Here is a 12,546-nt window from a genome sequence, read left to right on the forward strand (position 1 = left end):
GGCCGTTCAGGAGCTTGGCGGTGACCATACCCACTCTCGGATGCCGGGCAGGTCCTCGAAATGCTCCCGGATGTATGCGGCGTGGGCGTCCAGCTGCCGGTGGCAGTGCTCGGCCAGGGACTCCGCGCCGTCGAACTGCCGCGGCATCCGACGGAGTGCCTCCAGCGCAAGGTGGTAGCGGCTCATCCGGTTGACCACCACCATGTCGAACGGCGTGGTGGTGGTGCCCTGCTGGCTGTAGCCGCGGACGTGGAACCGGTCCGGGTTCGGCCGGCCGTGCAGGAGCTGGTGGAAGGAGCGGGCGTAGCCGTGCCATGCCACCACCACCTCGCAGGTGTCCGTGAACAGCGAAGTGAACGTCCCGTCGTCGAGCCCGTGCGGGTGCACGTCGCGGGGCGGAAGAACCATGGCGTCCATGACGTTCACCACGCGCACGGTGGCATCGGGAACGTGGCGCTGCAATAGCCAGGCCGCCGCAAGTGCCTCCTCGGTGGGAATGTCGCCGGCGCAGGCGAGGACGACGTCCGGTTCTGTGCTGCTGCTGTCCTCATTGCCGGCCCACTCCCAGCGGGAAGCTCCGGCTTCTGCATGAGCGCGGGCTTCCGCCAGGGTCAGGTATTGGGGGTGGGACTGCTTGTCGACGACGACAAGGTTCACGTAGTCCTTGCTGAGCAGGGCGTGTTCTGCAGCCGCCAGCAGCGTGTTGGTGTCCGGCGGCAGGTAGATTCTGGTCACCTCGCCGGACAGGGACAGCACGGTGTCGATCAGGCCCGGACCCTGGTGGCTGAAACCGTTGTGGTCGTTGCGCCAGCAGGTGGAGGTCAGCAGGATGTTCAGGCTCGGCACCGGCGAGCGCCACTCCAGCTCCCGGGCGTGCTGCAGCCACTTGGCGTGCTGGACGGTCATGGAGGCGCTGACCATGGCGAAGGCCTCGTAGCTGGCGAAGAACCCATGCCGCCCGGTCAGCAGGTAGCCTTCCAGCCAGCCCTGGCACAGGTGCTCGGAGAGCACCTCCATGACGCGGCCGTCCGCCGACACATGGTCGTCCCCGCCGTTATCCCCGTCGCTCCCGTCGGTCCCCGGCAGCATGAGGCAGCGGTCGGTGGCCTCGAACACGGCGCCCAGCCTGTTGCTGTTGGTTTCGTCCGGGCAGAACAGCCGGAACCGCGGGTTGTCCTCCGTTCCGGTGTAGAGGTCGCGGAACAGCTCGCCCAGCGGCTTGGTGGTTTCGATGCTGGTCGAACCGGGCTGGCCGGGGTCGACGGCGTACTGCTCGAGGTCCGGAATTTCCAGCGGGACGGACGGCTGGCCGTTGGCCCACGGCGCAGCCCCCATCCGGAGCCTGCCTTCGGGCGCCAAAGCGGCCAGTTCGGGCAGGAGCCGGCCGTCGTCGTCGAACAGGGATTCGGGCTGGTAGGAGCGCATCCATTGCTCCAGCAGGGCCAGGTGCTCCGGGTTGTCTCTGACACCGGACAGGGGAACCTGGTGCGCACGGAACGTGCCTTCCACCGGACTGCCGTCCACGGACTCCGGTCCGGTCCAGCCCTTGGGGGTCCGCAGGATGATCGCCGGCCAGCGCGCCGCCGCCGTGCGAGTACTGCCGGAGCCGGAAGCGCCGGAACCGGCGCCCCGGGCGGCCTGCTGGATGTCCCGGATGGTGCCATACGCCTGGTCCAGGGCGGCCGCCAGGGCCCGGTGGACCTTCTCGGGCTGGTCGCCGGACACTGTCACGGGTTCCCACCCGTTGGCGCTCAGCAGTGCCTCGACGTCCGCGTCGGGGCGGCGTCCCAGGACTGTAGGCCCGGAAATTTTGGCCCCGTTCAGGTGCAGGATGGGCAGGACTGCGCCGTCCCGCGCCGCGTTGAGGAAGAACGGCGCCGTCCAGGAGGCGGCGAGCGGACCGGTCTCGGCCTCGCCGTCGCCCACCACGCAGGCCGCGATGAGATCCGGGTTGTCCATCACGGCGCCGGTGGCGTGCATCAGCGAGTAGCCCAGCTCGCCGCCTTCGTGGATGGACCCGGGAGTGGCGGGACCGACGTGGCTGCCCACACCGCCCGGCGTCGAAAACTGCCGTGCCAGCCGGCGCAGCCCGGCGGCGTCGCGGCTGATCTCAGGGTAAATCTCGGAGTAGCTGCCCTCGAGATAGACGTTCGCCACCACCGACGGTCCGCCATGGCCCGGGCCGGCAATGAACAGGACCTCGGCAGCTGTATTCCTGATCAGCCGGTTCAGGTGGGCGTAGATCAGCGATAGCCCGGGGCCGGTGCCCCAGTGCCCCAGCAGCCTCGGCTTGACGTGCTCCGGCCGCAGCGGCTCCCGCAGCAGTGCATTGTCCTGGAGGTAGATCTGGGCCACCGTCAGGTAGTTCGCCGCGCTCCAGTAGCGGTGAAGGAGGTCCAGTTCGTCGTCCGAAATTGCCCCGTTTGCCCCGGCCATGCCCATGGATTGCCTTCCGTCGGATCCCGCTCCAGCGCTGACGGGCACAGTCTACCCCGGCGTTTTGGCCACCCTCAGATCCACTTCGGGGCGGCGGGAATGTTGGGCAGAACGTTAACCCCGCGGGCGGCGGTGACGCCGGGGAGGCCTGCTTCGGCCGTCCGTCCGGCGGCCCAGGCAGCCACGCCGGCAAGCGGTCCGCTGACCGTGACGGGATCCTGCGCAGCAGTATCGCCAAACACCAGGTCCGTGCCCGTCACCCTGACCAACAGACCGGCATCAGTGCCGCGGGCGTGCCAGGCCGAGGTGATGTCCCGCAGCAGCCGTGCCAGGACGGGCGCGGGGATGTCGGCGAAGCTGGCACCGTTGCCGAGGTCGACGGCGTGGATCCAGAGTTCGCGGGTGCGCATCCAGACGGTTTCGGATGCCGGGACGGTGCGGCCCTGGATGGTCTTGACCTCGTTGGCCCAGTCCTGGTCCGGCAGGTCGCGCCATTCGACACTGAGGTGCACGGCGGAGTGGTCGAACAGGTTCCGCAATGCAATCGGCGACAGCGTCGCGCCGAAGCTGATTTCGTGGTCGCGCACCGCCACCGAGGGGTACATGGGCGTTTCCACCCCCGTCGCCGCCCACTCGACCAGCCGGGCGATGGCCCGTGCGTTGTAGCCGACGTGGGCCACGACATGGCGGCGCGTCCATCCGGGAAGGAGGGAGCCGCCGTCGAGCTCGCCGTCGCTGAGTTCGTTGAGCTTGCGGGCGAAGAAAGCGGTGCCCCGCCGGGCCTGCAGGAGTGCTTCCTGCAGGCCCGGATCGGTGGCGAGGTCGTGCCGGGCGGCCATCAGGCTTCCTTGAGCACGCGGTTTGTCAGCTGGCCCAGTCCCTCGATGGTGGTGACCAGGACGTTGCCTTCCTGCAGGTAGCGCTTGGGGTTCTGGGCGTGGCCCACGCCACCGGGGGTCCCGGTGGCAATCACGTCACCGGGGTGCAGCGTGATGATCGTGGAGATGTAGGAGACCAGGAATTCGGGCGTGAACACGAGGTCGCCGGTGGGGGTCTGCTGCTGGATGTCGCCGTCGACCGCGGAGGTCATCAGCGGCCCGGCGCTGAACTCATCTTTGGTGACCAGGGCGGGGCCGAACGGGGTGGAGTTTTCCCAGGTTTTGCCCTGCAGCCACTGGATGGTGCGGAACTGGTAGTCACGCATGCTGATGTCGTTCAGGACGGAGTAGCCGGCGATGTGGTCCGCGGCGTCTGCTTCGCTGATCCGCCGGCCCTTCTTGCCGATGACGACGGCGAGCTCGGCTTCCCAGTCCACCGTGTCCGATTCCTGCGGCAGCGCAAGGTCATCATTCGGGCCGATCAGGGATTCGGTGTACTTGGCGAACAGGGTGGGGTACTCCGGGATTTCCCGGCCCATCTCCTTGATGTGGTTGCGGTAGTTGTGGCCCACGCAGATGATCTTGCCCGGGGAAGGCACGACGGCGGCGAGGTCGGCGCCGTCGAGCGCGTGGGTTGCGCCGTTGGCCGCCTTCGCCTTTTCTTCCCACGCGGAGTCGCGGAGGAGTTTCGCCGACGTCGGTGAAGCCGTCGATCTCGATCAGGGTCTCGCCGTCCTGGCGGACAGCCACGGTTTCTGTTTTTTCCCCATTGGAGAGGCGGAGGGTGAGGAGTCTCATGCGTTCTTTCGTCCTTCGGTGTACGTGCGGTTGAAATTCAGGCGTTCGAAAATGGGGGCGTCGCTGAAGCGGAACAGGTCGAATTCGGTGTCGGATTGAAGGGACCACTCTGCCCAGGATGGGACCACGAAGAGGTCGCCCTTGGCCAGCTTCTTGGTCTCGCCGTTCAGGGTGGCGGTGCCGGACCCTTCGAAGACCTGCCACACGCTGGATCCGACCTCGCGGACGGCTTCGGTGGCGGCACCGGCGCGGAGCCGGTGGAACTCGGCGCGGATGGTGGGCATCACGTCCCCGCCGGTGGTGGGGTTGGTGTACCGGACGGCGGCGTGGCCCTGGGACACGGTGGCCGGGTGGCCTTCGTCCTCGAGCAGCAGCTGCTCGCGAAGGGCCCGGTCGGTGTGCTCCCAGCGGTACGCAGCGATGGGGGAACTCGTGGTGTCACCCAGGCCGGAGAGCGGCCGCAGGCCCGGGTGGGCCCAGAGCCGCTCGGAGCGGGAGATGTCCGGGGTGGCCTCGTCGGTGACGCGCTCGGTGCCGAACTCGAAGAACCCGGCGTCGGCGTAGTGCACGAAAGGGATGTCCAGGCCGTCGATCCAGGCCATCGGCTGGTCGGTGTCGTTGTGGTGGCCGTGGAAGTTCCAGCCCGGCGTCAGCAGGAAGTCGCCGCGGGACATCCGTACCGGGTCGCCGTTCACCACGGTCCAGACGCCTTCGCCCTCGACGACGAAGCGGAAGGCGTTCTGTGAGTGGCGGTGTTCCGGGGCCGTCTCGCGGGCACCGAGGTACTGGATCGCCGCCCACAACGTCGGCGTGGCGTACGGAGTGCCACCCAGCCCTGGGTTGGCGAGGGCGATGGCCCGGCGTTCACCGCCGCGGCCCACGGGAACCAGGTCACCGGCCCGGGCGGCCAGCGGGTAGAGGTCGTTCCAGCGCCAGACATGGGGCAGGGCCTTAGGTGTGGGGACCATCGGCATCAGGTCACCGATCTCGGTCCACAACGGGATCAGGTTCCCGCGGTCAAAATCCCGGTACAGCTCCTCCAGCTGGGCAGCTTCCTCTGGCGTCGGCTCCGCAGCCGTATGCCCCGCGGCCACTGATTCATAAGTCGTGTTCTCGGCGCTGATGGTCACGTGGGCCTCCTCGATAGGTCAGAACAGTTCGTTGGCGTAGTTCGACCGTACGGATGGAGCTATGTGATCCCCAGCATATTCTGCTGGTCAGAATTGTCTGCGCAGTCTGATTGTCCTTACTGCCGGAGCCTCACTCCGGCTCTGCCGGATTGGCCGCGATATCGATCTCTAGCTGCCGGCAGGTTTCCCGCAGGGCGGGGACCAGTCCGGCGTCGAACAACCTGCGGAACCGCGTCGCAGGAGTGGCGACGCTGAGCGCACCGACCACCTGCCCGTGCCGGTTGTGCAGGGCGATGCCGAGGGCACTCACACCCTCCTCCGTGCCTTCAAAGTTGGCCGCGAAGCCGTTGCTGCGGATGGACTCAAGCTCCCGCAGGAACGTTGGGTAGTCCGCCGCGGGAATTGTGTCCCCGCCAATTTCGGCACTGTTGCTGCGGAAGAGCTGTTCGATCATCGGGGTTTCAAGTTCGGCGAGCATGGCCTTGCCCCCGGAGGTCTTGTTGGCCGGCATCACCGTCCCCTGCCGGTCCCCAACCCGCAACACATTGTTTCCCTCCACTGTGGCCAAAAACCGCACCTTCGTGCCCACCCGAACCATGAGGTTGACGGTCTCGTTAAGTTGGGCGGACAGCAGCTCCATGTGCGGCTGGGCGAGCGAGCGGAGCAGCCTGGTCCAGCTCAGCCCGGCCGGCCCGACCCCCATTGCCGGCCCGGGCACGTAGCGGCGGTTTTCATCCTGGACGGCGAAACCCCGGTACACCAGCATCGCCAGAAGCCGGTGGGCGGTGGACGGAGCCACGCCCAGCTCCCCGGCTGCGTCCTTGAGCCTCAGTGCACCACCGTCCCGGAGCAGCTGCAGGAGCTGCAGCGCGTTGTCCACTGCCTCGATGGAATAGGTGGGCCGCTTTTGCACGGTCTTCCGGGACGACTTGGAAGATGGGATGTTCTGCACATCAGAATTCTATGGCGCCTGCCCTGCCACGGCGCTGACAGTAGTGGGATGAATCACACACTTCCCGCCGCAGCGCCGCACGGGTCCTCGCAGGGGGCTCCCGCCCGCACTGCCGCTAATGGGCCCGCATCGAGGTTCTCCAAAAGCTCGGCAGCGGCTGTCCTCGTCTGCTGGCTGCTGGTGGTCTTTGACGGTTACGACCTCATCGTCTACGGCACCGTCCAGTCCTCCCTGATCTCCGAGACCGGCTGGGGACTGAGCAAGGCCACCGCCGGAACCATCGGATCCATGGCCTTCGTCGGCATGATGATCGGGGCGATCTTTGCCGGCCGGATGGCCGACACCTGGGGTCGCCGCCGCACCATCCTGGGCTGCGCCATCATTTTCTCGATCTTCACCATCCTTTGCGCCTTCGCCCCCAACGCAGCCGTCTTCGGCACCCTGCGGCTCCTCGCGGGCATCGGGCTCGGCGGCCTGGTGCCGTCAGCGAACGCCCTCGTTGCCGAGCTGGTGCCCGCCAAATGGCGGTCCACCATTGCCACCCTGATGATGTCCGGCGTCCCGATCGGCGGATCCATCGCCGCGCTCGTCGGCATCCAGATGATCCCCGCCTTCGGCTGGGAGTCAATGTTCCTGGTGGCCGTGCTTGCCCTGGCGATCGTGGTGCCGCTCGGCCTGAAATACCTTCCGGAGACGCTGGCCCCGCTAAGCGCCATGGATGTTGCCGCGGCCAAGGCGGCCCGCAACGCGACCGGAAAGGCAGCCGGCAGCGGTCGCACGCTCAAGGAACCGTCCGGCTTCAGTTCCCTGCTCCGCGCCCCCTATCTGGGGGTCAGCGTACTGTTCGCTGTGGCCACGATTGCCACCCTCTTTGCCTGGTACGGGTTGGGCACCTGGCTGCCGAACCTCATGCAGATGGCCGGCTACAACCTGGGCTCCGCCCTGACGTTCGCCCTGGCCCTCAATCTCGGGGCGGTGGCCGGCTCGGTCATCACGGCCTGGGCAGGCACCCGTTTCGGTCCGATTCCGACGGCGATCGCCGCGGCCGCCGTCGCTGCCGGAGCGCTCGTGGTCCTCGTGACCGGGCCGCCCGTCGGCGTCGTCTACTTCATGCTGGTCCTTGCCGGCGTCGGCACGCATGGCACGCAGTGCCTCATCATCGCCGCCGTCGCGAGCCACTATCCCGGGCATCTGCGGGGGACCGCGCTGGGCTGGGCTCTGGGGACGGGCCGCATCGGCGCCGTCGCCGCACCGCAGGTGGGCGGCCTACTGCTCGCCGCCGGTTTGGGCGTCAATTCCAATTTCCTGGCCTTCGCCGGTGCAGCCACCATCGCCGCCGTCCTGCTGGCCGCCGTCGGTCTCAAACTCAAGTCAAAACTTTCAATTTCCCCCTCACCAACAGGAGCAAACAATGTCTGAGCACGCCACGTCCACCGATGTCCTCGTCATCGGAGGGGGAATGGCCGGACTGGCCGGAGCCCTCGCACTGCGTGAAAACGGCGCCAACGTCACCCTCGTGGAGCGGGCCCCCGAGTTCGGCGAGGTCGGCGCGGGGCTGCAGATGGCCCCCAACGCCGCCCGCGTCCTCCGGCGCTGGGGCCTGCTGGAAAAGGCGCTTGAGATCGGTGTCCAGCCCAAGCACCTGGTTTTCCGCGATGCCGTCACCGGCGAGGAGCTCACCCGCCAGACGCTCGGCGGGGAATTCGCCGAACGCTACGGTGCGCCGTACGTGGTGATCCACCGCAGCGACCTGCACCGGGTCCTGCTCGAAGCCTGTGAAGCGGCGGGGGTCAAGCTTGTGAACGACGTCATGGTCGAGAGCGTTGAAACCGTGAACGGCCGCGGCGTGGCCCACACCGCCGCCGGCGTGGACTACGAGGCCGACGTCGTAATCGGTGCCGACGGACTCAAGTCCACCCTGCGTCCGCTCGTGGCCAGCGACGAGCCGGTCTCATCGGCCTACGTTGCCTACCGCGGCACCGTGCCGATCACCCAAAATACTCCCAAGGCCGACTTGGAGGACGTTATCGTCTACCTCGGACCGGACTGCCACCTCGTGCAGTATCCGCTGCGCAAGGGCGAGCTGCTGAACACTGTGGCCGTCTTCAAGTCCCCCTCCTTCGAACGCGGCGAAGAGCAGTACGGGGGAGTGGACGAACTGGAGGCCGCGTACAAGGATGGCGTTCCCGCCGTCCAGGAAGCGCTGAAGAACCTGGGCACCAGCATGCGCTGGCCCATGTACGACCGCGACCCGATCGAAAACTGGGTCGCCGGCCGGATGGTGCTGATGGGCGACGCCGCGCATCCGATGCTCCAGTACCTCGCCCAGGGTGCCTGCCAGGCCCTCGAGGACGCAGCCGTGCTGCAGGACGTCAGCAACGGCACCGTGTTCACCCCCGACGGCGTCAACCCGGAAGGGTGGGACGACGCCATCCGGGAATTCAACGTCCTCCGCGCCGGCCGCACCGCCCGGGTGCAGCGCACGGCGCGGGTCTGGGGAGAGTCCTGGCACGTCTCGGGCCTGGCACGGACGCTGCGCAACCTGCTCTTCAAGAGCAGGAAAGACAACGACTTCCGGTACAACGACTGGCTGTTCGGCCGGGATGGCGACGGCGTGCCCTCGGCTGCCGTGCCGGCGTCGTCAGTGGGGGCGAAGGTTCCGGCGTAACCGGGCGGCGCTGTAGCGCAGCGGCGTCCTAGCAGAGCCTGGAGTCTGGGGGCATTGCCCCGCCCTGCGGGCGTTCCGTAGCGTTGGGTTCAGCGCCGGTTGCAGGCGTTGGAGGAATGCCGTGGGAAATGCCGCGCGGAAAGAAGACACCGCGCTGAATGGAGGCACCGAGGACAGGGTCGCCCTGTACCTCGATGTCGACGGCGTGGTGTGCCCGTTCGGCCCGAGGGGCACTACGCCGTGGGGCTCGGCCTGGCGTTACGCCTACGCCGGGATGCTCGAGGTGGCCTACTCGGCCGAGCTGGTTGCCGCCTTGAACCGGCTGACGCTGTGGCCCGGTCTCCGCTGCGTCTGGCTCACCAGCTGGGAGGAACTGGCGCCGGCCGTGCTCTGCCCGGTAACCGGACTGGAGGGAAGCTCGTGGCCGGTTCTCACCGCGGACGGGGCGGGAAGCGGCGCGGAGTGGTGGAAGCTGGAAGCCATCCAGGCGGATGTGGGCAGGAACACGCCGGAGCGGATCATCTGGGTGGATGACCAGCTCGCATTTGAAGGCCGGGCGCAGGCATGGGCACGGATCCTTGGCCGCCGTGCCTTGCTAGTCTCGCCGGACCCCCGGACCGGACTGTCGCCACGTCAGCTGGAGGCCATCCGCGCCTTCTCCCGGCCCCCGGACCGGCAGGTGTGACAGAGTATGGGCCTTGCAGGTTTGACCTCGTCTGCAGGACGCGTACCATCGATAAGGTTTCAAGCCCGCTCTGCAGCTCCGCTACCCCCAGACGTTTTCTTAAACAGCGGGTGAACTATGCTGTGCAGTGCAGGCAGGGGAAGTGGAACTGCTGTACGTAGACTCTGCAGATTGGGCAACAGGTGGACATCACCTTAATGGTGGCGCTGGTCATTTCGCTGGCACTATTTTTCGATTTCACGAACGGGTTCCATGACACCGCAAACGCGATGGCCACGCCCATTGCCACCGGTGCCATCAAGCCCAAGACTGCGGTTGCACTAGCCGCGGTCCTGAACCTGGTTGGCGCCTTCCTGTCCACGGAAGTTGCCAAGACGGTCTCGGGTGGCATCATCCGCGAGGGGTCCGGCGGAATCCAGATCACCCCGGACATCATTTTCGCCGGCCTCATGGGCGCCGTCCTGTGGAACATGATCACGTGGCTGAAGGGCCTGCCGTCCAGCTCATCCCATGCGCTCTTCGGAGGTCTAATCGGCGCGGCGATCGCCGGCATCGGCTTCCACTCCGTCAATTTGGAAACACTGCTCCAAAAAGTCATTCTTCCCGCTGTCTTCGCCCCCGTCATTGCCGGGCTGGTGGCCTACGCCTGCACCCGCATCGCCTACGCACTCACGTCGCGGCATGATCCCGAAACGGGCAGCAAGCTCACCCAGAAGCGCGGCGGCTTCCGGACCGGCCAAATCTTCACTTCCAGCCTGGTGGCGCTGGCCCACGGTACGAACGACGCCCAGAAGACCATGGGCATCATCACCCTGGTGCTGATCTCGGCCGGAACGCAGGAGCCCGGTTCGGGTCCGCAGCTCTGGGTGATCGCGGCCTGCGCGTTGGCCATTGCCATCGGAACCTACGCCGGTGGCTGGCGAATCATCAGGACCATGGGTGCCGGACTCACCGAGGTGAAGCCCGCCCAGGGCTTTGCGGCCGAATCGAGCACCGCGTCCGCCATTCTGGCCTCCTCGCACCTGGGCTTTGCCCTGTCCACCACGCAGGTGGCCTCCGGATCCGTGATCGGCTCCGGAATGGGTCGCCGGGGTACGACCGTTCGCTGGGGCATGGTGGGACGGATCGCCCTCGGCTGGCTCTTCACGCTGCCGGCCGCCGGCATCGTTGGTGCCTTGACGGCGCTGCTCGTCAAGACCGGAATCGCCGGTGTGGTGATCGCAGCTGTGGCAGGCACCGGGGCCGTGCTGTACATGTTCCTGGTATCCCGTAAATCCGAGGTTGGCCATCACAACGCCGTGGAGGTCGAAGAGGCCGGGCAGGCAGTCCGCTGGGCCAAGAAGAAGGCCCTCGCCAGGGCACGCGCCGCCGAGCGCGCCAAGAACAATCCGAAGGACCCGCAGCGATGAAGTGGTTGGAACTCCTCACCGTAGCCGGCGCCACGTTGGTAGCCGCCGTGACCCTTGTGGTCCTCTATTCCCTCGGCGTTCGGCTTACGGCCATCGCCGGTGACCGCCAGGTGGCTGCGCCCGGATGGGTCCGGTACCTCGCCTATGCGTGCTTCGGGCTCAGTGGCATCGCCGTGCTGTTCGGGCTCTACCTGATCATTCCGTACTTCAGCGGCTAGCCCCCCCGCCTCTGGGAAGACGGAACCGCAGTGGCTATTCTGGGCCCATGCCCACTGCCCAGTATTACGTTGCCTCCTCCCTCGACGGCTTCATCGCCACCGCTGACGACGATCTTGCGTGGTTGCTGCAGTTCGACGGCTTCGAAGGCGGCAAGGAAAGCTATGACGCCTTCATGTCCGGCGTCGGGTGCATCGTCATGGGCGGGACCACCTACGAGTGGCTGATGGAGCACGAACCCGGCAACTGGCCATACCCGGTCACGCCCTGCTGGATCTTCACACACCACGAGTTCAGCGCCCCGCCGGGGGCCGACGTCACGTTCGTGCGCGGTGCGGTGGCCGAGTTCATTGACGACCTTAGGCGTGACGCCGCCGGCAAAAACATCTGGGTGGTGGGCGGTGGCGACCTCGCCGCCCAGTTCGCCGGTGCCGGCCTTCTGGACGAGCTGATCGTCTCGGTCATTCCGGTGGTGCTCGGCGCGGGAAAGCGGCTGCTTCCCCTCGTCCAGGGCCCGACGGCGCCACTTGAGTTGCAGGAGGCTCGCACCCAGGGGCGGGGGATCGTGGAGCTCCGGTACCGCTGGCCTGGGCGCTAATTTTTCGTTTGTGGGCCGCTACCGGATGAGGTTGGTGATGCGCGCCGTGGACAGCCGGCGCCCTCGCTCGTCGGTCATCACGATTTCGTGAGTGGTCAGCGTGCGGCCCAGGTGGATGGCCGTGCACGTTCCGGTCACCGTGCCCGCGGAAATGGCGCGGTGGTGCGTGGCTCCAACCTCGATGCCCAGCGCCTGGCGGCCGGGACCGGCGTGCATCCCGGCGGCAAACGATCCCAGGGTCTCGGCGAGCACCACGTGCGCGCCGCCGTGCAGGATCCCGGCCACCTGCGTATTCCCCTCCACCGGCATCGTGGCAACGCACCGCTCAGGGCTCATCTCCAGGAACCGGATCCCCATCTTCACCACGAGGGCGCCGATGCCGTACTCGGCGAGCCAGTCGTGCAGGTGCTCAGGGACGCCGGCCTCAGACAGCTCTTCCCTGAAGTCGGCTTCGGCCGCGGCTTCCACCTCGGCGGGCGCCTCAACCGCGGCAGGCGTTTCGGCGGCGGCAGGCGTTTCGACGGCGGAGCGCGCTGCCTCCGCCCCGCTGGCCTCTGTGGGACTGGCCTCACCGGCAGGGCCGGGCGTGAAATTGTCCATCATGGCAACTAGGCTGGCACCTGTGAGTGAAACAACCAAACCGGCCCCAATTCCGTCCACAACCCAGACCCTTCAGGACATCGCGGTGTCCTCGCCTGACGCCCCTTCGGTGTCGGCCACCGAGGCCCCCGTCGTTCCCCTGACGGAGCAGCCCCGGCTTCTGGTGCTGGACGGGC

Annotated in this window: 11 protein-coding genes and 1 pseudogene; 6 read left to right on the forward strand and 6 right to left on the reverse strand. The window is 67.3% G+C overall.

The window, feature by feature from the left end:
- Positions 1 to 6: 6 nt before the first annotated feature.
- The 5 genes and pseudogenes from QFZ33_RS13840 to QFZ33_RS13860 all read right to left on the reverse strand — a co-directional run bounded on the left by QFZ33_RS13840 (position 7) and on the right by QFZ33_RS13860 (position 6,194).
- Positions 7 to 2,442, reverse strand: coding sequence for a phosphoketolase family protein (locus tag QFZ33_RS13840; protein WP_307028344.1), 2,436 nt, complete (start codon positions 2,440 to 2,442; stop codon positions 7 to 9).
- Positions 2,443 to 2,510: 68 nt separating this feature from the next.
- Positions 2,511 to 3,275 (reverse strand): maleylpyruvate isomerase family mycothiol-dependent enzyme, encoded by a 765-nt coding sequence (locus QFZ33_RS13845; RefSeq protein ID WP_307028347.1) that lies wholly within the window; start codon positions 3,273 to 3,275, stop codon positions 2,511 to 2,513.
- Positions 3,275 to 4,112, reverse strand: a pseudogene (locus tag QFZ33_RS13850) (fumarylacetoacetate hydrolase family protein). Before QFZ33_RS13850 ends, QFZ33_RS13845 begins: the two are co-directional and overlap by 1 nt.
- A complete protein-coding gene (locus tag QFZ33_RS13855) occupies positions 4,109 to 5,242 on the reverse strand; it encodes a cupin domain-containing protein (protein ID WP_307028349.1) in 1,134 nt (377 codons plus the stop codon). The pseudogene QFZ33_RS13850 and the gene QFZ33_RS13855 overlap by 4 nt, the downstream one beginning before the upstream one ends.
- Positions 5,243 to 5,372: 130 nt before the next feature.
- On the reverse strand, positions 5,373 to 6,194 hold the full coding sequence (locus QFZ33_RS13860; RefSeq protein ID WP_307028351.1) for an IclR family transcriptional regulator: 822 nt from the start codon (positions 6,192 to 6,194) through the stop codon (positions 5,373 to 5,375).
- 48 nt (positions 6,195 to 6,242) lie between these two features.
- Between QFZ33_RS13860 and QFZ33_RS13865 the strand changes: the two genes are divergently transcribed.
- From QFZ33_RS13865 to QFZ33_RS13890, 6 genes are all read left to right on the forward strand, one after another.
- Positions 6,243 to 7,613 (forward strand): MFS transporter, encoded by a 1,371-nt coding sequence (locus tag QFZ33_RS13865; protein WP_307028353.1) that lies wholly within the window; start codon positions 6,243 to 6,245, stop codon positions 7,611 to 7,613.
- A complete protein-coding gene (locus tag QFZ33_RS13870; protein WP_307028356.1) occupies positions 7,606 to 8,862 on the forward strand; it encodes an FAD-dependent oxidoreductase in 1,257 nt (418 codons plus the stop codon). The genes QFZ33_RS13865 and QFZ33_RS13870 overlap by 8 nt, the downstream gene beginning before the upstream one ends.
- A 121-nt stretch (positions 8,863 to 8,983) precedes the next feature.
- Positions 8,984 to 9,547: an HAD domain-containing protein gene (locus QFZ33_RS13875; RefSeq protein WP_307028358.1), complete on the forward strand. Its 564-nt coding sequence runs from the start codon at positions 8,984 to 8,986 to the stop codon at positions 9,545 to 9,547.
- Positions 9,548 to 9,729: 182 nt separating this feature from the next.
- Positions 9,730 to 10,956 carry an inorganic phosphate transporter gene (locus tag QFZ33_RS13880; RefSeq protein ID WP_307028360.1) on the forward strand — a complete coding sequence of 409 codons (1,227 nt, stop codon included), beginning with the start codon at positions 9,730 to 9,732 and terminating at the stop codon, positions 10,954 to 10,956.
- Positions 10,953 to 11,174 carry a hypothetical protein gene (locus tag QFZ33_RS13885; protein WP_214851484.1) on the forward strand — a complete coding sequence of 74 codons (222 nt, stop codon included), beginning with the start codon at positions 10,953 to 10,955 and terminating at the stop codon, positions 11,172 to 11,174. The genes QFZ33_RS13880 and QFZ33_RS13885 overlap by 4 nt, the downstream gene beginning before the upstream one ends.
- 47 nt (positions 11,175 to 11,221) lie before the next feature.
- Positions 11,222 to 11,770, forward strand: coding sequence for a dihydrofolate reductase family protein (locus tag QFZ33_RS13890; RefSeq protein WP_307028363.1), 549 nt, complete (start codon positions 11,222 to 11,224; stop codon positions 11,768 to 11,770).
- An 18-nt stretch (positions 11,771 to 11,788) separates the two neighbouring features.
- Here the strand turns inward: QFZ33_RS13890 and QFZ33_RS13895 are convergent, their stop codons facing one another.
- Positions 11,789 to 12,238, reverse strand: coding sequence for a hotdog fold thioesterase (locus QFZ33_RS13895; RefSeq protein WP_307031807.1), 450 nt, complete (start codon positions 12,236 to 12,238; stop codon positions 11,789 to 11,791).
- Positions 12,239 to 12,546: the final 308 nt, after the last annotated feature.

Origin of the sequence: Arthrobacter globiformis (genome assembly GCF_030815865.1) — a bacterium.
In the GTDB taxonomy this organism is placed as follows: domain Bacteria; phylum Actinomycetota; class Actinomycetes; order Actinomycetales; family Micrococcaceae; genus Arthrobacter; species Arthrobacter globiformis_B.

What these genes read in the sequence shown, in the direction of transcription:
- QFZ33_RS13840 (WP_307028344.1), bottom strand. Translation starts at nt 2,442, where the DNA reads ATGGGCATGGCCGGGGCAAACGGGGCAATTTCGGACGACGAACTGGAC.
- QFZ33_RS13845 (WP_307028347.1), bottom strand. Translation starts at nt 3,275, where the DNA reads ATGGCCGCCCGGCACGACCTCGCCACCGATCCGGGCCTGCAGGAAGCA.
- QFZ33_RS13865 (WP_307028353.1), top strand. Translation starts at nt 6,243, where the DNA reads ATGAATCACACACTTCCCGCCGCAGCGCCGCACGGGTCCTCGCAGGGG.
- QFZ33_RS13870 (WP_307028356.1), top strand. Translation starts at nt 7,606, where the DNA reads ATGTCTGAGCACGCCACGTCCACCGATGTCCTCGTCATCGGAGGGGGA.
- QFZ33_RS13885 (WP_214851484.1), top strand. Translation starts at nt 10,953, where the DNA reads ATGAAGTGGTTGGAACTCCTCACCGTAGCCGGCGCCACGTTGGTAGCC.
- QFZ33_RS13890 (WP_307028363.1), top strand. Translation starts at nt 11,222, where the DNA reads ATGCCCACTGCCCAGTATTACGTTGCCTCCTCCCTCGACGGCTTCATC.